The sequence below is a fragment of the Arthrobacter sp. NicSoilB4 genome (assembly GCF_019977335.1).
Lineage (GTDB): Bacteria > Actinomycetota > Actinomycetes > Actinomycetales > Micrococcaceae > Arthrobacter.
This window is the reverse complement of sequence record NZ_AP024653.1, coordinates 3,316,137-3,335,332: the sequence shown is the minus strand read 5'-3', so window position 1 is coordinate 3,335,332 and position 19,196 is coordinate 3,316,137. Positions and strand designations below refer to the sequence as shown.

The window sequence follows — 19,196 nt, the reverse complement described above, 5'->3', positions numbered from 1 at the left end:
CCGCCGTCACACGCGGGCACAACGCTACCGACGGGTACGTTACGGCGGGCGTCTCCGGAGCATTATTTGGCGTTGTCGTACGAGTCCACGACCGCCACACTGACCGGGAATTCCACCGGGATCCTGCCGAACAGCAGTTCCTTGGCGGCGTTGGCCGACTCCTCAATGGCCTGGATGCAATCCTCCACTGCGGCTTCGGGACAGTGGACCATGACTTCGTCGTGCAGGAAGAAGACCAGTTCCCCGGCGGGGGTACCGTCCGCGCGCATGGCGCGGAGCCGCCGTCGCAGTTCTGCCAGCCAGCAGGCCGCCCAGTCCGCCGCGGAGCCCTGGACCACGAAATTGCGCGTGAACCGGCCTCGCGAGCGGGCGAGCGAATCGGCCCGGCGCTGTTCCTCGGCGCTGGTCGACTGCTGGCTTTGCAGCCAGCGCCCGGACGGCGGCGGGCTGCTGCGGCCCAGCCGTGAGGTGACGGTCCTTCCGGCCTCACCCTCGCGGGCGGCCTGTTCCACGAAGCCGACAGCGCGCGGATAGGTGCGGGTCAGCTGCGGCATCAGGCGGCCTGACTCGCCGGTGGTGGCCCCGTAGATCGCCCCAAGCAACGCCACCTTCGCCTTGGCGCGGTCGCCGCCGAATCCTTGTGCGGCGATGCCGGCATACAGGTCCTTGTCACGCGCGGCCTCGGCCATCTTGGCGTCCTGCGCCAGTGCCACGAGCACGCGGGGCTCGAGCTGCGAGGCGTCGGCGACGATCAGTTTGTGCCCCGGATCTGCATGGACGGCGCCCCGGATCTGCCGCGGGATCTGCAGCGCCCCGCCGCCCCGGGAAGCCCAGCGGCCGGAGACCACCCCGCCCACCACGTACTCCGGCTGGAACCGGCCGTTCTTTACCCAGGCATCCAGCCAGGCCCAGCCGTTGGCAGCGTGCAGCCGGGAGAGTTTCTTGAAGGCCAGGAGCGGTTCGATCGCAGGGTGGCTGGATTCCTTCAGTTCCCACTGCCGCGTCGTCTTCACCTCGATGCCGTTCCGGTGCAGGGCGCGCATGAGCTCCTGCGGCGAATCCGGGTTCAACGCCGGCGAGTTCAGCAGCTGCCGAAGCTCGGCGGTGAGTGCTTCCAGCTTGGCCGGACGGTGCCCCTGGGGAGGCCGGGGGCCGAGGTAGTCGGCAAGGATCCGCTCATGAAGTTCCTCCCGCCATGGCACGCCGGTGTGCTGCATCTCCGCGGCGATCATGGCGCCGGCGGACTCGGCCGCGAGCAGGAGCTGGAGGCGCTGCCTGCGGTTGTCTCCGAGGCGTTCGACGCCGACGCCTCCCGCCTGGCTGAGGGCGTCCTGCTGGGCGGCGTATTCGGCGCGGAGGTCCTCGGGACTGTGCCGGTGTGCCTTGCGCCAGCCCGGATCATCAAACAGGGCTCCCTGGTCGGGCGGCGGGGGTGGCGGCTGCAGGGCGCGGGGCGGCTGTTGCACGTCGTCGTCCTGGGTCAGTTTCTCCGCGTTCTGCGCGTATTCGGTGTGGGCAGTGAACTCCGAGTGCGCCAGGATGGCGCCGCACAACGTGAGGTCGTAGCAGCGTTCCAGCTCCACTCCGGCGGCCAGCAGGGCGGGGTACCAGTCCTGCGTGCGGTGCCAGATCCAGCGCGGCCGCCGCTGTTCGAGTTCACGCACGACGCCGGCCAGCTCGGCGGCGCTGACGACCCGCGGTGCGGGTGCGCCCGGGTGCGGGGCGCCGTCTGCGGTGAGTTCCTGGAGGGCTGCGCCGTCAGCGTGGGCGGCGAGCAACAGGTACATAGGGTCAATTCTGCCCTGCGGCGCGGAGTCCCCTGTTCATTGGATAGTCCACGGGCTTGTCCACATAGCCGCCGGCGTGGGTTATGGCGGGCTCGGCGGACGGGAAGAGTTGGCGCATGAGCAGGCACCAGCTGGCAAGCCCAGTCCCGGATCCCGCCGCTGGCCCCGGCCCGTGGCTTCCGGACGGGTCGCCGGAGACGCTGCTGGTGACGGAGTACGCGCTGCTGCGCGGCGAGGTGGAACGGATCGTGGCGGCGTCCGGCGGCCAGCTGCGGACGGTGGGGACCATCAGGGAGGCGGCGCAGTTCTGGGACGCGGCTGCGGTGGTGCTGCTCGGCAGCGACATCCACGAGTTGCCGCCGCGGGGACGGTCACCGGCCGTCCTCGTAGGACTCAACGAAGACGGCGACCGCCTGTGGCAGCTGGCGGCTGCTATTGGGGCGGAACGCGTCGCAGTGTTGCCCGGGGCCGCGACCTGGCTCGTCGAGTACCTCAGCCGCTCCCGGACCCCAGAGCCTGGCGGGCTGGTCCTTGGGATTGTCGGCGGCTGCGGCGGCGCCGGGGCCAGCACCGCCGCGGTCTGGCTGGCCCATGCGGCTGCCCGCGAGGGTGTGCGTGTCCTGCTGGTGGATGGAGATCCGTGCGGCGGGGGACTGGAACTGGCGCTCGCCGCCGAAGAAACGCCCGGCCTCCGCTGGCCGGATCTGGCTGGCGCCAGCGGCACAATCGATGCCCGCCAGCTCGCCGATTCCCTGCCTCTGGCCGGGGGATTCCCGTTCCTCTCCTGGCCCGGCAACAAAGAGCGCTACAGCGGAGTAGACCACACCGTCGTGGCCGGTGTGCTGGACGCCGCCCGGCGCGGCTACGAGCTGGTAGTCGTGGATATCGGCCGGGGGCGGGACACGCTGCGGACCTTCGCCTGGGACTGCGACCGGATGATCGTGGTTACCCCCGCCCTCCTGCGGGCGGCCGTGGCAACGGCCCGACTCCTGCAGGACCTTCCTCCCGTGGAGACCGTGCTCGTCGTGCGGGGCAGGTCCGGGGCCTCGCTGGATGCCGGGCTGGTAGCCGAGTCTGTCGGGCTGCCGCTGGCCGGGATCGTGCCGGACGTCCGGCGTGCCGCGGCCGCCACGGAGTCCGGGCGGCTGCTGGACGCGGGACGGCAGCGCAGTGTGCGGCGGTTTGCCGGGACGGTCCTCGACTTCGGCGCAGGACGCACATCATGAGCGCCGCCCATTCGGCGCCGGGGCCCCCGGACGCCGGGGCCAGGCCGGGCATCCCGCGGTACCGGGTTCCGGCCCGCGCCGCCTCCGTTGACGCGAGGCTGCTGGAGTCCGTCCGGGAATCCGTGATGTCCGATGCAGGTCCGGTGACCCCGTCGCGTGTGGCAGCCGCTGTCCAAGCAAGCGGACGCCTGCTGGGGACGGCCGGCGCGCTGGCCGCCGTCGAGGGCATCAGCGCGGAATTGAACGGGCTGGGACCACTGCAGGTGCTGGTCCGCGACCCGGCCGTGACAGACATCTTCGTCAACGGCCCCGGCGCCGTCTGGATGGACCGCGGTGAGGGGCTTGAAATGGCGCCGGCGGCGTTCTCCGGTGAGCCGCAGGTCCGTGCGCTGGCGGCGCGGCTGGTGGCGGCCGGCGGGCGGCGGCTCGACGACGGCTCCCCCTGCGTCGATGTCAGGCTCGACGGCGGCTTCCGGGTCCACGCCGTCCTGCCGCCCATCTCCACGGCGGGGACACTCCTGAGCATCAGGATCCGGCGTGACCGGGTTTTCTCCATGGACGAGTTGCGGCGGAACGGAATGTTCGGGGCGTTGGTGCAGACCGTGCTGGAACGGATGGTGGAACACCGTTTGAGCTTCCTGATCAGCGGCGCCACAGGGTCGGGTAAAACCACGCTGCTTGCCACGCTCCTCGGCCTGTGTTCGCCCGGCGAGCGGCTGGTCCTGATCGAAGACGCCTCGGAGCTGAACCCGGTCCACCCGCACGTTGTCTCGCTGGAGGCCCGGCACGGCAACCTGGAAGGTGGCGGCGTCGTGGACCTGGGCGAGCTCGTGCGGCAGTCACTAAGGATGCGGCCGGACCGGCTGGTCGTGGGGGAGTGCCGCGGAGCCGAGGTGCGGGAACTGCTGGCTGCCATGAATACCGGCCACAGCGGAGGCGGCAGCACGATCCACGCCAACACCGCTGCCGACGTGCCCGCACGGCTGACGGCGCTCGGTGCCCTGGCCGGGATGGGGCAGGACGCGGTGCGCCTGCAGGCAGTCAGCGCCCTCGACGCTGTGGTCCATGTGGAAAGGCTGAACAACGGGCGGTCCGTGGCCGGCATTGGCGTGCTGGAAAACAGCCCGGCCGGCCTGGTGGTCGAGTCGGCGCTAAACATCTGCGGCGGGGCGGTCCGGGGTGGGGCGGCCTGGCCGGGGCTGGCGGTCCGCCTCGGGCTGGACCCCGGCGGACTGGACACACCCGGCCCCGGGGGACCAGCGCGCCTGCAGGAAGTAGCGGTGCGGAAGGACCCGGGCGGGGGAATGGCGTGACTGCTGCACTCGTGTGCGTCCTGGTGATCGCGGTGTTCCTGGCGTCTTCGCGAGCAGGTGCCCCACGACACCGGATTCGCATGGCGTTGGCTGGCCCACGCGGTGGAGTGCCCGCCGGCACGCAAGCAGGACCCGTCCCGGTGCCCCGGCGGCGCCGGAGCGCCGCTGCGGTTTCGATGAACTTGCTCGTGCAGCAGTTGGCGGCGTTGCTGAAGGGCGGCCGTACTCCCGCGCGGCTGTGGGACGAACTGTGGCTCCTGCACGTGGCCGGTCCTGCCACGGCCCTGTCCGGGGAGCCAATGCCCGGCCGGAGCCCGGTGCTGGCGCCGGGATCCGTGCGGATGCTCGCTGCCGCCCGCGCGGCCGCGACGCGCGGGTCTCCCGTGGGAGCCGCCATCCGCTCCGCCGGCGCCGCTGCTTTCGGCCGAGCAGCCGGGACACGCCAGAACGAGGGTGCAGGCGGCGGGTCGTCCGAGCGCCGTATCTGGTTCCAGCTCGCCGCGTGCTTTGACGTTGCCGAAGCCACGGGCTGCCCGCTGGCGGACGTGTTGATGAGATTCGCGGCCCAGCTTGAGGCGGAGGACGACGTCGAGGCCGCCCGCCAGACGGCGCTGGCCGGGCCCCGCGCAACCGTGCGGCTGCTGGCATGGCTGCCGTTCCTCGGCCTTGGCCTGGGCTTGCTGCTGGGCGTCGATCCTGCCGAGGTCCTGCTGGGAAACCCCTGGGGCGTGGCGGCGCTCGTGGCGGGCCTGGGTCTCACGGCTGCAGGCCGGTTCTGGTCGGCACGGCTCGTCCGGGCGGCTGAGGGACTGCAGCCGTGACGGCAGCCGCCGCGGGCTGGGCGGTGATGGCGGTTCTGGCGATCGCAGCCGTTACGGCTTTCTCCGGCCATGGCATCGCCAGACGGAGGCTCATGCGCCGGACGCTGCCGGCTCCGGATGCCGGTCTACCGGCCAGCACGCGATGCGGCGACGGGCCACCCGGCGAACCAGGCGTGCCCGGGCCGGGGCTCAGTGATGCGGCAATGATGCTGGAACTGATCGGTGCGATGCTCGACGCGGGAGCCGGTCTCGGCCGTGCCCTGGCGCTGACTGCGGAGCTGGCAACCCCCGCGATCCGCGGTTCGCTGCGGCCGGTCGTGGCGGCGCTCGCCGTTGGTGCCGACTGGGACACAGCCTGGCGCGGCTCGGGCTCCGGGCCGCCGGGGCTTCTTGCCCTGCGTGATGCCCTGGGATTTGCCGCGCTCACGGGAGCCCCGTCCTCCGCCATCCTGTATGCCCAGGCAGCGCGCCTGCGCCGCGAACGGTTCCGGACCGCGGAGAAACAGGCAGCGGCCCTGGGGGTGAAGCTCGTTGTGCCGCTCGGCCTGTGTTCGCTGCCGGCGTTCGTCTGCCTCGGCGTCGTTCCTGTGTTGCTGGCGATGCTGCCGGGCTGATCCTCCGGGCTGATCCTGCCGGACCGATCCTGCCGGACCAATCCTGCGGGGGAGCTGGACGCGTCCGGCCATGAGCATTCCCCCACAGCCTGCCTGGGCCGGAGTTTTCCACTTGGCAGGAACCGGCCCTTACTGGCCGCTCATCGGGCCGGAAGAGTGGAGAGTGCCGGCGGTCCGCCGGAACACGACGAAAGGAAAATCCCATGCCAGAGCACGACCTTGCGCCCACCCGCGCCACCCGGATGGTCCACGCCGAGCCGGACCGCGCTGAGGTCCGCGAGATCTATCCGGGAGCCGGTAAGGCCGACCCAGTCCGGGCGCGAAGGCCCGGAAGACTGCTGGGCTCCGAGGGAGGAATGGCGACGGCCGAATACGCCATCGCCACGCTGGCCGCGGTCGGGTTTGCCGGCATCCTCGTCTTCATCATGCGCAGTGATGAGGTCCGGGGCTTTCTGTTGAACCTCATCCGCACGGCGCTCGCCTTGCCATGAGCCCCGGACAGCCTCCGAGGAATCTGAAACGCGCAGCAGCAGTGCCGCCCGCAGCAGCGATCGCCCGCGGGCGGCCGGGCGCGGCCGGCGAACCGTGCCGCGGCGCCGTGACGGCGGAATTCGCGGTCGCGCTGCCCGCGGTCCTGCTCTTGCTGGTACTCCTGCTGGCCGGCTCAGCGGCGGGAGTCACGCAGCTGCGCCTGGAGGAAGCGGCCCGGGCCGGCGCCCGCGCACTGGCCCGTGGCGACGATGCAGCCGCCGTGGACGGGATCGTCCGCCGGCTCGCGGGCAACTCAGCGGCGTCAGCCGTGGCGTCCGACGGCGAGTGGCTCAGCGTGACGGTCTCGGGCAGGGTTCCCGGTGCCGTCGGTGCGCTTCTTCCCTGGACTCTCTCTGCCCGGGCCTGGGCACGGGGCGAATCGTCCGGCCCTTCGGGCGCGGCCAGGGTTCCCCGGACCGGGAACTTTCAGTTGCAGGGCCCTGCCGCATGAGCCAGCCCAACCCGCTCATAACCGCTCCGGGCAGCCGCCGGCGGTGCCCGGGGCATACGGAACCCCCTGAGTCCCTGAACGCCCCGGAACGCGGCGCCGGCACCGTCCTGGCGCTGGGTCTGGGGATGGTGGTCATCGCCGCGGCGGTCCTGATCGTGCTGCTGGCCCAGTCGGCTGCGCTGGCGTTCCGGGCGGCGGCCGCCGCAGATTTGGCGGCGCTGGCCGGCGCCGACGCTGCCCGGCGCATCACGCCTGGAGAGCCGTGCGCCGTCGCCGCGGACGTCGCGCGCCGGAATGGGGCCAGGATCCTGAGCTGTCGGGAAGGACCCGGGAGCACAGTACAGGTCCGCACTGAGCTCGATATCCGGACGCCCCTGGGAGGGGCCACCGGCCTGGCCAGGGCGGGGCCGCCGCCGTGAGCCGGTGCCCTCCGCGGTTAGGCCTGCAGCGGTGTCCCGGCGTGGTCCGGCAATCCGGTGCGCATCTGGTCCGTAGCGTCCTTGAGCAGCACATCGATGAGGGTCACTGCGGCGTCCTTGTCGAGGGGGTTGTTCTTGTTGCCGCACTTGGGCGACTGCACACAGGACGGGCAGCCGGACTCGCACTCGCAGGCCTCGATCGCGTCGCGGGTGGCGGCGAGCCAGACCCTGGCCTTGTCGTAGCCGCGCTCGGCGAAGCCTGCCCCGCCGGGGTGGCCGTCGTACACAAAGATGGTCGGCACCCCGGTGTCGGCGTGGATGGCCGTGGACACGCCGCCGATGTCCCAGCGGTCGCTGGAGGCAACCAGGGGCAGGAGCCCGATCGCCGCGTGTTCGGCAGCGTGCAGGGCGCCGGGGAACTGCGCCTCGATCAGACCCGCACCGGTCAGCGAACGGTTGTCCAGGACGAACCACACGGCCTTGGTGAACAGGTCCCTGGCGCCCAGCTGCAGGGGTTCCTCGCCAAGGATCTCATTCGAAATCAGGGCCTTGCGCTGGAAGGAGACCACCTGCGTCGTCACCTTTACGTCGCCGAAATGCACCGCCACATCGCCCCACTGGGTGGTGCGCAGCGTCTCGAGCACCTCGATCTGGGTCACGTCCCGGGCTGTGGTGTAGTAGTCCGGGTTCGCACGGCGCACCATCACGCAGTGGTCGTCCTCGTTCAGGTCTTCCACCACATAGCTGTCGCCCTGGTGGACGTAGATGGCGCCGGTGTGGGCCTGGTAGTGCGTCTGCGGGGAATCCATGGTCCCGAGCAGGGACCCGGTGTCGGCGTCCACAATGCTCACCGGGCCGCCGCCGTCGGCCCGCAGGTTCACCATGGCCGCGGCGCTTTGCGGGTGGGTCCAGAACCATCCGGCGGGGCGCCGGCGCAGGTAGCCCTGGGCCACCAGCTGGTCCAGCAATTTCTCGGACGTGGCGCCGAACAGGTCCAGCTCGGCGTTTCCCAGTGGCAGTTCCGCAGCGGCTGCGCACAGGTGCGGGCCCAGCACATAGGGGTTGGAGGGATCGAAGACGGTGGCCTCCACGGAGACGTCGAAGATCGCCCCGGGGTGGTTCACCAGATAGGTGTCCAGCGGGTCGTCGCTCGCTACGAACGCGGCGATGGCGTCCTGTCCTGCCCGGCCGGCCCGGCCGATCTGCTGGAACAACGACGCGCGGGTCCCCGGCCAGCCGGCGACCAGCACGGCGTCGAGGCCGGAAATATCAATGCCCAGTTCAAGGGCCGACGTGCTGGAGACGCCCAGCAGCTCACCGGAGCGCAGGGATTTCTCCAGGGCCCGGCGCTCCTCCGGCAGGTACCCGGAACGGTAGGCCGCCACCCGCTGCGGCAGGCTGGGGTCCACCTCGTCGAGGAGGCGTTTGGTGATGGTGGCAATGGTCTCGGCGCCGCGCCGGGATTTGATGAAGGCGATGGTCCGGACCCGCGAAGACACCAGATTGGCCAGCAGGTCCGCGGTTTCCGCCACCGCAGTCCGCCGCTCCTTGGCGCCATTCTCGCCCCGGAGCTCGGTCAGGGCAGGCTCCCAGAACGCGACGGTGGTGGCGCCATGGGGCGAAGAGTCCTCGGACACGGCACTCACCGGAGCGCCGATGAGCCGGCCGAAGGAAGTCCCGGGTTCGGACGCCGTCGCCGAGGCGGCAATGAACACCGGCCCGGACCCGTCCGGGCTGTAGTAGGCGCAGATGCGCCGCAGCCGGCGCATCAGGTTGGCCACGTGGGAACCGAAGACGCCGCGGTAGCTGTGGGCCTCATCCACGATCACGTAGCGCAGCCGGCGGAAGAACCGGGCCCACCAGGCATGGTTGGGCAGGATCCCGAAGTGCAGCATGTCCGGGTTGGCCAGGATGAAGTTCGCATGGTCCCGGATCCACCGGCGGGACGCGGGATCGGTGTCGCCGTCGTACGTCTCTGCCCGGACGGTGGGGAGCTGCAGCGCCCGGATGGCGGCCAACTGGTCCGCAGCCAGGGCCTTGGTGGGGGACAGATAAAGCGTCACAGCGCCGTCGTCGTGGATCTTGCCCGGGTCGGCGAGGACCCGCAATTCGGAGCGGTGGACCGCGTCCAGCGCCGGCAGCTGGTAGGCCAGCGACTTCCCGGAAGCGGTGCCGGTGGCGATCACCACGTGCTCGCCGGCGTGCGCGAGTTCGGCCGCCTGGATCTGGTGGCGGTAGGGCTCGTGGATGCCCAGGGAACCGTAGGCGTTCACGAGATCGGGATGCGCCCACTCGGGCCACGGCGCGTGCACGGCCCGGCGGGCGGGGATGGTGCGCACATGACGGAGCTGTTCCGGGTCCGGGCCGCGGCCCAGCAACGGAATCAGGGACTCATGTGGGTTCACTCGTACATTCTTTCACCCGGCCTCAAATCGTCCGGGGGAATGGACGCAGCAGCCCGGAGCCTCAGCCCACGGACAGGTCAGTGCCCTCATCCGAGGCGGAGAGCATCAGCACATGGCAGACCGCGGTCCAGCCCAGGTGCGAGTAAAGCTTCTGTCCGTCGAGGGAAGCGAGCAGCAGCCCGGTTTCGACGTCGTGCTCGAAAGCCTGGGCAGCGAGGGCCCGCATGATGAAGCTGCCCAGGCCCCGGCGCTGGTACCCCGGCTCCGTAACGATCTTGTCGAAGACTGCGGTGTGGTCAGCCACAAACACCTGTCCGCTCGCTGCCACCTCGTCACCGGCGTAGACCGTGGCATGGTGGACGCCGTCCGTCCGCGACGGAACCCACCTCAGGTCATCATCGGGAAGCCAGGGATCCTCGGCGTCCTGGGTCTCCATGTCCACGATCATCATGGTCTGCGAGGCCGACGTGACGTTCAGCCGGTGCTGCTGGGCGAGGAACGTGTACCGCGCGACGTCGTTCGTCAGGATCGTGAGGATGCGGGCGGGAACTTCAGTAGTCGTATCGGCCAGGGCTTTGAACTCCGCATCTGACGGGTTATGGGCGAAGTATTCCCATTCGTGAGTCGTGTCCGCCCTGAAGGCCGCAGGGAACCGACCCTCCCTGCGTGTCTCATATCCGCGGCAGCCGGCCCAGCCGGTGACCCAGATTTCCAAGAGATGGGTAGTGTCTTCAACCATGGCCTCAAGACTCATGAGATGAGCGTATTCCAGCCCCGCCACAAGCAACAGGGGCCGGGTCCGCGAACAGGCCCTGCTTACGCAATTGTGACCGGACCGCCCCTCCGGGACGGGCGCGGCCGGACCCGGCGGCCCTGCTGTTTCGGCCCACCCAGTACCCTTAAACCGTGGCTTTGAACAGAATTGTGCTCTTTTATGGCTTTATCCCTCTTGCGGATCCGGAGGCCATCCGGCTTTGGCAACGTGCCCTCTGCGAGAAACTCGGCCTGACCGGCCGCATCATCATCTCCAAGGACGGTATCAACGCGACCGTGGGCGGCGAACTGAGCGCGGTCAAGCAGTACGTGAAGACAACGCGGGAATACCAGGGCTTCCACGGCATCGACGTGAAATGGTCCGACGGCGGCGCCGCGGACTTCCCCCGACTGAGCGTCAAGGTCCGCGACGAGATTGTGTCCTTCGGGGCCCCGGGGGAACTCACCGTCGATGCCAACGGCGTCGTCGGCGGCGGGAAACACCTCAAACCCGAGGAACTTCACCAGCTCGTGGAAGCGCGGAAGGAGTCCGGCGAGGAGGTGGTCTTCTTCGACGGCCGCAACGGCTTCGAAGCCCAGATCGGCAAATTCAAGGACGCGATCGTCCCGGACGTGGCCACCACGCACGACTTCATCCGGGAACTCGACTCGGGCAAGTACGACGCGCTCAAGGACAAGCCGGTGGTCACCTACTGCACCGGCGGCATCCGCTGCGAGGTGCTGTCCAGCCTCATGGTGAACCGCGGGTTCAAGGAGGTCTACCAGCTCGACGGCGGAATCGTCCGCTACGGCGAAACCTTCAAGGACCAGGGTCTCTGGGAGGGCTCCCTCTACGTGTTCGACAAGCGCATGCACCTGGAATTCAGCGAGGACGCGAAGACCATCGGCGAATGCGTCCGCTGCTCGGCGCCCACCAGCAAGTTTGAGAACTGCTCCAACCCGTCCTGCCGCACGCTCACGCTCTACTGCCCGGACTGCGCCGCCAGCCCGGAGACGCTCCGCTGCCCGGACGGCTGCGCGGCCTGAAACCCGGGTGACCTCAGATCCGGCTCACCCGGTAGGCGAAGTTGGCGCCGCTCTTTGCTTCCACCTTGATGTGGAGCGTGACGTCCGGGGGCAAATAGACCACGTTGACCCGTGAGGTTCCGCAACGCAGGTTCAGGTCCACGAGTTCCGTGTCGTCAAGGCCGACGCTGAACGAGACACGGCGCGGACTCCGGCAGGCCAAAGTCACGGCGTAGCTTCCCTCGGGCAGCTTCGCGGTGGTCTCTTCCCGTTCCTCCTCGGCTTCCAGGATGCCGAAGTTGGTGTGAACCACCTGTCCCTCGGCTCCGGGCAGCACCTGCGCCGCCCACGCATCCAGCTCTGCGCCGGAGACGGGCTGGTCCGCGGCGGGATCCCTGGGCAGGGCCGGATCCGTGAAAGCCGGGGCGGAGGCGGGGGCCGTCCCGCTGTCTGATCCGTCGTCATATTCGTAGACGCAGCCGGCCAGCGCCAGCACCAGCACAAGCAGTGTCCCCACGGCGGATGCCGTGCGAGTGCGTGGTGAGCCCGGCAACGGAACAGTGGGCATATCGTGACGCTAACCCTCCACGGGGCCGGGCGCCAGAGTCCAACGGCCCCCGCAACCGGGCCGGTACCGGGCCGGTCCGGCGCCTACTGCCCGGGGCCGCCAAAGCTGATCCTGATCCCCGCGACGGCGCCGGTTCCCGGCCCGGATACGCCGCTGCCGTAGTGGATGAGGTGCGCCGAGACGGACCCGGGTACCAGGTCAACCACCGCTTCCACCGCGCTGCCGCATTCGACGCTGAGCTCCAGCAACGTGCCGCCCTCGCGGGCACCCTGGGTGACGGACAAATGCGCATCCGGTACCCCCACGCAGGCTGCCGTGACCTTGTACTGGCCGGCCTGTCTGACGGGGCCCGACGTCGAAAACCCAGCGCTGCTGGTGCCGCCGATCCCGCCCGATCCGCCGAACAGGAAATCCTCCGGGGAGCCGTCGAGGACGGCCCCGAGTTCCAACAGATTGCGGGTTTCGGCGGCAACGATTTGCGGATCCCGGGTCGGCAGCGGCGCCCTGGCCGCATACGACCGGCTGGGAGTGCTGGAAACGGCCGGCAGCGCGCCGACGTCGTCCGCGTATTCACACCCGGACAGCCCGGCGGCGGCCACGGCCAGCAACACGGCGGTTCCGCGCGTCCGGTGCATACCCCCAGTAGCAGACATGCACCGAGCCTAACGGCCGGGGCCGCGGGCGCAAGTCACAGCGCCGCGCCCGTGGCCCCGGAAAGGCCGCTATTCCGCGGGCACCAACTGGTACGCGTAGATGAGGGGAGCATCAACACTCGAGGTGCTGATCCGGAGCGTGCCGGCGGCGGGAACCTTGATGCGCGCCGTCTCGCGGCTTCCGTTGCACGCCGCTCCGGCCTCGGTCAGCCGGGTGCCGTCGAGGGAGACATCGAAGAAGGCCTTGCCGCCGCCGTCGCACGTGGTGGTCAGGACGTACGTGCCCGGCCCGATCCCGGTTGCAGTGTTGACGATCGGCTCCCGGTTGAGGATCTTTCCCGCCTCCTCGAGCACCGTGCCATCGGCCGGGGGAAGCGCCGTAGCCTTCCACGCCGGCACATCGGCTGACTCGATGGAACCGGCCGGGGAGCATGCGACGGCGGCCAGGACGACGGCGGCGCCCGCCGCGGCGCCAAGTGCGCGCTGCCGGATGATCCCGGCGGGGAGGGGGCTGGGGAGGCGGAGGAACATTCCTCAAACTTACCGCTGTTGCCGGCGCCCCCGGACCGGCCCCCGGCACCCCTACCCGCCGATGAGCTCCATCACCCGGCCCCGGTGCAGGGCAAGGTACACGCGGTCGCGGATGAGGTTGGCCTCCTCATCGGTCAGGGTCCGGTCGAGCGGCTGCAGCACCAGCCGCAGCAGCACATTCACCTGGTCCGGAGCGAGCCGGAGCCGTTCGACGGCGGCGGCAGGAAGCCCCGACGCCGGGGTGACGGACCGGATCTCCAATGCGGCCAGCAACTCCGCCTCCGCCCCGAGGGCCGTCCGCGCACGGTCACCCAGCAGTTCGACGTCGGCCTCCGTCGCGGAACCCAGCACGAGGGAAAGATCGCGCCTGACCTCCGGCATGACCGACACCGGGCGGTAGGGGTCCAGGTCCAGCAGCTGCATCTGGATGTCGGGGTTTTCCGAGCGCAGGAGCCGGATGTCCCGGATGCCCTTGCGCAGCATCAGGGCACGGTCCAACCCCAGTCCCATGGCGAGGCCGGCCCAGCGGCGCGGATCCAGCCCGGAGCCGCGGAGGACGTGCGCGGCGACGAGGCCGCATTCGGCCAGCTCCAGCCATTCCCGCCGTCCGTCCGGCTGAGTGACCAGTACGTCGAGCTGCCTGCCCGTATCCGTATAGCTGTGGGTTGCCCGGGTTGCGCGCCACTCCACGTCCGGGTGCAGGGCGGCGGGGAGAACCGCCTCCACGACCGCTGCCATCATTTCGTGCAGCGCGGCCGGCCCCAGCAGGCCGCGCGCTTTGAGCCGCCATAAATCCACCTGGTGCGGGGCCCCGACGTGCGTGCGGTCGATCGAGTCCCGCCGGTACACCAGTCCGGGCAGGGCGTGCAGCCGGTCGTAGTGGCCCATTTCGTGGCGCAGCGCGTCCAGCAGCGCCGGAACGCCCGCCGACGTGTGGCTCCGCAGCATCACTGTGGGGCTGACATGGCGCGAGTAGCGCGAATCACGGGTGACGTCGTCCGTCGAGTAGCCCAGGCGGTCGTAGTTGTCGGCGGTAGCGACGAGGGGACTGAGCCGGTGGGTTTCCGCCTCGATGCTCCAGAGGCGTTCCAGCCCAGTCGTGACGTCGGCCAACAGCAGTGACATCGCGTGGGGGCCCTGGGCGGGATCGGACAAGTCGCGGAGCGCCAGCGCGGATTGCAGCTCAGCGGGGGCCAGATAGTTCTTCATGAGGGGGTCCTTGGTGTTGGGTGCGGGAAGGGGAAACTTCACCCTCAGCCGCTGCACCGGACGGACCCCGGCAGCTGCAGTTATGCGCGCGACAAGAAGCCCGTGCGGCCGGAAAGCGGCCGAGGGCTGATAAATCGCTGCTGCGTGTGCATACCGCCCATGCTACTGCAGGCTGCCGCCGCCCGGGGAGTGCCCCGCGGAGCCCCTTGACCTTGACGTAGCGTCAAGATCTAGCATCGGATTACCGGCCCGGAAAGAGGTCGGGGCGGAGCGGAAGGAGCGTGCCGGATGGAATGGTCCGTGCAACAGATCGCCAGAAACGCCGGGACCACGAGCCGGACGCTGCGTCACTATGACGACATCGGGCTGCTCAAACCGAGCCGGACCGCAGACAACGGCTACCGGTACTACGACCAGGCATCGCTCGTGCGGCTGCAGCGCATCCTGCTCCTGCGTGACCTCGGGCTCGGGCTTCCGGCCATCGCGGAGGTCCTCGACCACGAGCCAGACGCCGGACCGGCTCTGGGCCGCCACCTTGACTGGTTGCGGCAGGAACAGGACAGGCTGGCGCGGCAGATTGCCTCGGTCCGGCGGACGCTCGAAGTACTGAAAGCAGGAGGAGAGATCGTGGCGGAAAAGATGTTCGACGGCTTCGACCACACCCAATACAAGGGCGAAGTGGAACAACGCTGGGGCAAGGAAGCCTACGCGGAAAGCGACTCCTGGTGGCGCGGGATGGGCCCGGCAGAGAAGGAAGCCTGGCAGGAGCGGTCGCGGGAGCTGGGAAGCGGCTGGACCGCGGCAGCCGAGTCGGGTGTTGCGGCGGACAATCCCGAGGCCCAGGAGCTGGCCCGGCGGCACGTCGACTGGCTCTCCGGAATTCCCGGCACACCGGCGTCCGCTTCCGCGACAGGGCGCGGCGGCGACGCGAAGGGCTACGTCACCGGGCTCGGCGAGATGTACGTCGCCGATCCGCGTTTCGCCGCGAACTACGGCGGCGACGCCGGGGCAGCCTTCGTCCGCGACGCCCTGCGGATCTACGCCGCGAAGCACCTGTAGGGCCTGGGCCCTGGTTCCGGCGCAGGGGGCCGACCTGCGCCGGGACTAAACTTGTCCGGTGACTCCCTCAACGCAATTCACCGCCGGCAACACCCCCGACGCGCCCCGCAGCGACCTCCCCCGCCTGCTGGCTTCCCTGGCCACGGACCTGCGCGGCATCGGCTATACCGTTGACGGCGTCGCCGGTCTCCTCGGCCCGGCAGCCCACGGCGCGCTGTCCCGCGACCAGCTCGTCCCCGCGCTGATCACCACCGAAGCGGCACTCCAGACGGAGCCGGCGACGGCGGCCCTCGCCGCCGTCGTCCGCCTCTGGCTGCTGGCCGAACCGCAGCCGGCCGCAACGCTCGATGCCGCACTTCCCGGCATCCGCACGGAGGGCCTGCTGGAACTGGGGCTTGTTGAGAAGGCATCGGAGGGCCTCTTCCAGGCGAAGGTGGATCTTCGCCCGTATGGCTGGGAGAAGGCCCCGGAGGACGGCAGCCAGGGGGAAAATGCTGATGGCAGCGGCGGGGCCGAGCTCTGGGTTGCCAGTGATCTGGCCGCCCATCAGCGCCCCGGCGTGCTGCGCCACGACCACGTGCTCGGGATCGGGCAGGCATCCACCACGCTGGTGCAGGTCACCGCCCGGCGGCATGTGGCCCGCGCCCTGGACCTTGGCACCGGCTGCGGCATCCAGACGTTCCACCTGCTTCACCATGCCGAGCACGTGACGGCCACCGACATTTCGGACCGCGCCCTCGCGTTCACCCGCTTCAACCTGCTGCTCAACGCCGATCAGCTGCACCTGGACCCCGCCAAGCTGGAAACCCGGGTGAGCCTGCGGCGGGGCTCCCTGCTCGACCCGGTGGCGGGCGAGGAGTTCGAACTGGTGGTCTCCAACCCGCCCTTCGTGATCACGCCGCGCAGCGTGGGCGAGGCGGCCGCGGACCAGTTCACCTACCGCGACGGCGGCCTGCCGGGCGATGACATCGTCGCCTCGCTGGTCCGGGCCCTTCCTTCGGTCCTCACCCCGGGCGGAACAGCCCAGCTTTTGGGCAACTGGGAGATCGCGGCGGGCGCTGCCTGGGCTGAACGGCCGCAAAGCTGGGCCAGCCCGGACGCCGACGTCTGGTTCATCCAGCGTGAGCAGGTCAGTCCGGAACAATACGCCGAGACCTGGCTGCAGGACGCCTCCGAGGCACGCGACCGGCGGCTCTACCGGGACTCCTACGCCGCCTACCTGGACGATTTCGCCTCCCGCAACGTCGAGGCGATCGGATTCGGGATGATCTGGCTGCGGCGTCCCGCAGATGGCGCCCCGGTGCTGGCGCGCTTCGAGGAGATCACCTATCCGATCGAGCAGCCCGTCGGCCCGCACCTCGGCGCCGCCGTGGAACGCGCCGACTGGCTGGCCGCCCACGATCTGGCAGCAGCGCATCTGCTCGTGGCCGGGGACGTCACTGAGGAGCGGCACCAGCGCCCCGGTGCCGAACACCCCGGCGTCATCCTGCTGCGCCAGGGTGCCGGGCTGCGCCGTACCAACCTGCTGAGCACCGAACTGGCAGGCTTTGTCTCAGCGTGCGACGGCGACCTGTCCGCCGGGCAGATAATCGGCGCCCTCGAGGCGCTGCTGGGCGGGGGTGAAGGCTGGGACGCGGAGGCCTTCCGCACCGGTCTCCTCACCGAGGTTGGCAACCTGGTCCGCGACGGCTTCCTGCTGCCCGCCTGACGCAGCCGGCGCGGCCGGCAGGTCCGCCGCGGCTGCCGTGGTGACGGCGTCGGCGGCGGCGTCGCCGGTACCGACCGCTGCGCCGTCGCTGCCGTGGCGCGGCAGGACGTAGACGGTCACGGCCAGAGCCACCAGGACCCCGCCCACTCCGGCGACCAGGAAACTCACCCTGATGGGGAGCAGGGCGCCAAGCAGCCCGCCCAGCGCGAGCGCCCCGATGGAGACGGCCCGGGTCATGCCGCCGATGATCGCCATAGCCTGGCCGCGTCCGCTTTCCGGGATCCGGAGGATCGCAATCGCCCCGAAGCACGCGTTCAGCACCCCGCAGGCGGCCCCCATGGCCGTGTAGGCCACAAACAACAGCCCTACGCTCGGCACCAGTGCCATGATGCCCAGGAAGGCCGAGGTCAGGGCCATCGAAGCCAGCAGTGCGCGCAGGCGGGCTGGCGGGGTCTTGATCCGGCTGGCCAGCGCCGCGCCGGAAGCCATCCCGAGGCCGAATGACGCCGCCAGCAGCCCGTACTGCGTCTCGGAGGCGCCGAGTTCGTCGCGGGCGAGGAAGACCTCAAGGACGTTGGTCGCCTCGCCGACGGTGATGAAGAACAACGCGCCGAGGACCAATGCCCAGACCAGGCCGTCGCGGCGGATCAGGCGCAGGCCATCCAGCAGGGCGGGCTTGTCCTTGCCGACGCGCTCGGCGGCGGTGCCGCGGCGGGTCCGGATCAGCAGGGCGCCCAGGGCCATCACCAGATAGCAGGCGCTGGCGGCGGCGAACACCAGCCCGGATCCGCCCCAGCCGCTGAGGAGCCCGCCCGCCGCCGGTCCCACCATGCCCGCGATCATGATGGTTGCCTGCATGGTGCCCAGCGCGCGCGGGGTGCGTTCCTCGCCCACGATCCGGGGCAGCAGGGCCTGCCACGTCGGTCCGGCCACGGCCTGGGCGGTGTCGAGGAGGAACGTCATGGCAAACAGCACCGGAAGGTAGTTGTCCAGATACTGCATCCCCAGCCCCATGCCGGCGACCGCGGCGGCACTGACCACGGAGGACGCCGTCGCCAGCGTCCGGGAATCCCGGGTGTCCGCCAGCCGGCCGGCCCACGGCGCCAGCAGCACCAGCGGGAGCGCCGAGCACAGCAGATAGGCCGCCACGAGCCAGGGCCCGGCAACGGCGGTTTGGCCGGCGGCGGCGAGGTTCTGCAGGTGCAGCATGACGCTGATGATGACCGCGCCCATGCCGGCGGTGGCGATGAAGCGTGCACTGCTGGCAAGGACGAAGTCGCGGTTGCGCCAGAGGGGCTGCGCTGCCACGGAATCGCCGGGCAAGTTATGAAGTGTATGTTTCATATTCGCAAGGTACTCCCCGGCGCAACGTAGTGTCAAGCACTTCTTTCATAGTTTGGCGGCGCTCGGTAGACTTGTGGTGTGAATGCAGAAACCCCAACGGCGGAGCCGCCGGTCCCTCCGGCCACGAAGCGCCGGCAGCGTCCGGAAAAGAAAGTGGAGATCACCGACCCGAAGGCGATCCGGGCGCTTGCCCATGCTGCCAGGCTGGAAGTCATCTCCGAACTGTATTCAACCCAGGTGAGCCGGACGGCTACCGAACTTGCCGCGCAGACCGGGCTCACGCCGAGCGCCATGAGTTATCACCTGCGCGCCCTGCAGAAGTGGGGCATCGTGGTGCCGGCCGCCACGGCCGGAGACGCCCGGGAGCGCCGCTGGAAAGCCGCAGGCACCGACTTCACCATCAACTCGGGCGGAGGCGTCGCGAGCCCCGAGTTCGCCGTGCTGGACCTCGAACTGGACGCCTACCGCCGGCGGGTCAGCGCGTACGCCAAGACCCGGGACGAGCAGCGCCAGCGCGGCGAAGCAGTCGACGGGCCCTCCTCCGTGGTGCTGGCCAGCAATCTGCTGTATCTGACCCCGGATCAGCGGGCAGAGCTGAACAACCGGCTTTTCGACCTGCTGCGGGACTACGAGCTGGAGGACCCGGACCACGTCCCCGAAGGTGCGGAGCGGATGGCGACCATGTGGTCGCTGATTCCGGATGACCGTGGAAAGGCTCCGGCGAACCCTGCCGGCAGCCCTTCCGGCACCCCTCCCGGAAGTCCCGCCTGACTGCATC

General features: G+C 70.1%; 18 protein-coding genes and 1 pseudogene. 11 read left to right on the top strand and 8 right to left on the bottom strand.

What is annotated here, in order from left to right; genetic code table 11:
• Nucleotides 1-62: 62 nt before the first annotated feature.
• Nucleotides 63-1,787 carry a bifunctional 3'-5' exonuclease/DNA polymerase gene (locus LDO13_RS15225; protein ID WP_224047518.1) on the bottom strand — a complete coding sequence of 575 codons (1,725 nt, stop codon included), beginning with the start codon at nt 1,785-1,787 and terminating at the stop codon, nt 63-65.
• 116 nt (nt 1,788-1,903) lie between these two features.
• On the opposite strand from LDO13_RS15225, the gene ssd reads away from it, so the two are divergent.
• The 7 genes from ssd (at nt 1,904) to LDO13_RS15190 (ending at nt 7,162) form a co-directional block, all read left to right on the top strand.
• Nucleotides 1,904-3,013 carry a septum site-determining protein Ssd gene (gene ssd, locus LDO13_RS15220; protein WP_224047517.1) on the top strand — a complete coding sequence of 370 codons (1,110 nt, stop codon included), beginning with the start codon at nt 1,904-1,906 and terminating at the stop codon, nt 3,011-3,013.
• Nucleotides 3,010-4,326 carry a TadA family conjugal transfer-associated ATPase gene (locus LDO13_RS15215; RefSeq protein WP_224047516.1) on the top strand — a complete coding sequence of 439 codons (1,317 nt, stop codon included), beginning with the start codon at nt 3,010-3,012 and terminating at the stop codon, nt 4,324-4,326. Before ssd ends, LDO13_RS15215 begins: the two co-directional genes overlap by 4 nt.
• Before the next feature lie 176 nt (nt 4,327-4,502).
• A complete protein-coding gene (locus LDO13_RS15210; RefSeq protein WP_224047515.1) occupies nt 4,503-5,147 on the top strand; it encodes a hypothetical protein in 645 nt (214 codons plus the stop codon).
• A gap of 26 nt (nt 5,148-5,173) precedes the next feature.
• Entirely contained in the window at nt 5,174-5,761 is a 588-nt protein-coding gene (locus LDO13_RS15205; RefSeq protein WP_224049806.1) for a type II secretion system F family protein, read from the top strand.
• Between the two features lie 242 nt (nt 5,762-6,003).
• Complete coding sequence (locus LDO13_RS15200; protein WP_224049805.1) at nt 6,004-6,252, top strand: DUF4244 domain-containing protein; 249 nt, start codon at nt 6,004-6,006, stop codon at nt 6,250-6,252.
• Nucleotides 6,253-6,293: 41 nt separating this feature from the next.
• The gene (locus tag LDO13_RS15195) at nt 6,294-6,743 is read left to right on the top strand and encodes a TadE family type IV pilus minor pilin (RefSeq protein ID WP_224047514.1); all 450 of its coding nucleotides are present in this window, start codon (nt 6,294-6,296) and stop codon (nt 6,741-6,743) included.
• Nucleotides 6,740-7,162: an Rv3654c family TadE-like protein gene (locus tag LDO13_RS15190; RefSeq protein WP_224047513.1), complete on the top strand. Its 423-nt coding sequence runs from the start codon at nt 6,740-6,742 to the stop codon at nt 7,160-7,162. Before LDO13_RS15195 ends, LDO13_RS15190 begins: the two co-directional genes overlap by 4 nt.
• A gap of 17 nt (nt 7,163-7,179) precedes the next feature.
• Here LDO13_RS15190 and LDO13_RS15185 read toward each other — a convergent pair whose 3' ends face one another.
• Together LDO13_RS15185 and LDO13_RS15180 are read right to left on the bottom strand one after the other, a co-directional pair.
• The gene (locus LDO13_RS15185) at nt 7,180-9,567 is read right to left on the bottom strand and encodes a DEAD/DEAH box helicase (protein WP_224047512.1); all 2,388 of its coding nucleotides are present in this window, start codon (nt 9,565-9,567) and stop codon (nt 7,180-7,182) included.
• Between the two features lie 61 nt (nt 9,568-9,628).
• Complete coding sequence (locus LDO13_RS15180; RefSeq protein WP_224047511.1) at nt 9,629-10,321, bottom strand: GNAT family N-acetyltransferase; 693 nt, start codon at nt 10,319-10,321, stop codon at nt 9,629-9,631.
• A gap of 152 nt (nt 10,322-10,473) precedes the next feature.
• Here LDO13_RS15180 and LDO13_RS15175 point away from each other — a divergent pair, with 152 nt between their 5' ends.
• Complete coding sequence (locus LDO13_RS15175; protein WP_224047510.1) at nt 10,474-11,367, top strand: rhodanese-related sulfurtransferase; 894 nt, start codon at nt 10,474-10,476, stop codon at nt 11,365-11,367.
• Between the two features lie 13 nt (nt 11,368-11,380).
• On the opposite strand, the gene LDO13_RS15170 is transcribed toward LDO13_RS15175, so the two are convergent.
• The 4 genes from LDO13_RS15170 to LDO13_RS15155 all read right to left on the bottom strand — a co-directional run bounded on the left by LDO13_RS15170 (nt 11,381) and on the right by LDO13_RS15155 (nt 14,307).
• The gene (locus LDO13_RS15170) at nt 11,381-11,863 is read right to left on the bottom strand and encodes a DUF6023 family protein (protein ID WP_224047509.1); all 483 of its coding nucleotides are present in this window, start codon (nt 11,861-11,863) and stop codon (nt 11,381-11,383) included.
• Nucleotides 11,864-11,997: 134 nt separating this feature from the next.
• On the bottom strand, nt 11,998-12,567 hold the full coding sequence (locus tag LDO13_RS15165; protein ID WP_224047508.1) for a hypothetical protein: 570 nt from the start codon (nt 12,565-12,567) through the stop codon (nt 11,998-12,000).
• Nucleotides 12,568-12,636: 69 nt separating this feature from the next.
• Nucleotides 12,637-13,098 carry a hypothetical protein gene (locus tag LDO13_RS15160; protein WP_224047507.1) on the bottom strand — a complete coding sequence of 154 codons (462 nt, stop codon included), beginning with the start codon at nt 13,096-13,098 and terminating at the stop codon, nt 12,637-12,639.
• Nucleotides 13,099-13,149: 51 nt separating this feature from the next.
• Nucleotides 13,150-14,307 (bottom strand): hypothetical protein, encoded by a 1,158-nt coding sequence (locus LDO13_RS15155; RefSeq protein ID WP_224047506.1) that lies wholly within the window; start codon nt 14,305-14,307, stop codon nt 13,150-13,152.
• A gap of 288 nt (nt 14,308-14,595) precedes the next feature.
• Here LDO13_RS15155 and LDO13_RS15150 point away from each other — a divergent pair, with 288 nt between their 5' ends.
• Both LDO13_RS15150 and LDO13_RS15145 read left to right on the top strand, forming a co-directional pair.
• A complete protein-coding gene (locus LDO13_RS15150) occupies nt 14,596-15,366 on the top strand; it encodes a MerR family transcriptional regulator (protein WP_224047505.1) in 771 nt (256 codons plus the stop codon).
• Between the two features lie 58 nt (nt 15,367-15,424).
• On the top strand, nt 15,425-17,074 hold the full coding sequence (locus tag LDO13_RS15145; protein ID WP_224047504.1) for a methyltransferase: 1,650 nt from the start codon (nt 15,425-15,427) through the stop codon (nt 17,072-17,074).
• A 78-nt stretch (nt 17,075-17,152) separates the two neighbouring features.
• Here LDO13_RS15145 and LDO13_RS15140 read toward each other — a convergent pair.
• Nucleotides 17,153-18,307: pseudogene (locus LDO13_RS15140) on the bottom strand (MFS transporter); the annotation flags it as partial.
• Nucleotides 18,308-18,496: 189 nt separating this feature from the next.
• Between LDO13_RS15140 and LDO13_RS15135 the strand changes: the two are divergent.
• Entirely contained in the window at nt 18,497-19,189 is a 693-nt protein-coding gene (locus LDO13_RS15135; RefSeq protein ID WP_224047503.1) for a winged helix-turn-helix domain-containing protein, read from the top strand.
• The last annotated feature ends 7 nt before the right edge of the window (nt 19,190-19,196 follow it).

Coding starts and splice junctions, on each gene's coding strand:
- LDO13_RS15225 (WP_224047518.1), bottom strand. CDS start 1,787: ATGTACCTGTTGCTCGCCGCCCACGCTGACGGCGCAGCCCTCCAGGAA.
- ssd (WP_224047517.1), top strand. CDS start 1,904: ATGAGCAGGCACCAGCTGGCAAGCCCAGTCCCGGATCCCGCCGCTGGC.
- LDO13_RS15215 (WP_224047516.1), top strand. CDS start 3,010: ATGAGCGCCGCCCATTCGGCGCCGGGGCCCCCGGACGCCGGGGCCAGG.
- LDO13_RS15210 (WP_224047515.1), top strand. CDS start 4,503: ATGAACTTGCTCGTGCAGCAGTTGGCGGCGTTGCTGAAGGGCGGCCGT.
- LDO13_RS15205 (WP_224049806.1), top strand. CDS start 5,174: ATGGCGGTTCTGGCGATCGCAGCCGTTACGGCTTTCTCCGGCCATGGC.
- LDO13_RS15200 (WP_224049805.1), top strand. CDS start 6,004: ATGGTCCACGCCGAGCCGGACCGCGCTGAGGTCCGCGAGATCTATCCG.
- LDO13_RS15190 (WP_224047513.1), top strand. CDS start 6,740: ATGAGCCAGCCCAACCCGCTCATAACCGCTCCGGGCAGCCGCCGGCGG.
- LDO13_RS15180 (WP_224047511.1), bottom strand. CDS start 10,321: ATGAGTCTTGAGGCCATGGTTGAAGACACTACCCATCTCTTGGAAATC.
- LDO13_RS15165 (WP_224047508.1), bottom strand. CDS start 12,567: ATGTCTGCTACTGGGGGTATGCACCGGACGCGCGGAACCGCCGTGTTG.
- LDO13_RS15160 (WP_224047507.1), bottom strand. CDS start 13,098: ATGTTCCTCCGCCTCCCCAGCCCCCTCCCCGCCGGGATCATCCGGCAG.
- LDO13_RS15155 (WP_224047506.1), bottom strand. CDS start 14,307: ATGAAGAACTATCTGGCCCCCGCTGAGCTGCAATCCGCGCTGGCGCTC.
- LDO13_RS15150 (WP_224047505.1), top strand. CDS start 14,596: ATGGAATGGTCCGTGCAACAGATCGCCAGAAACGCCGGGACCACGAGC.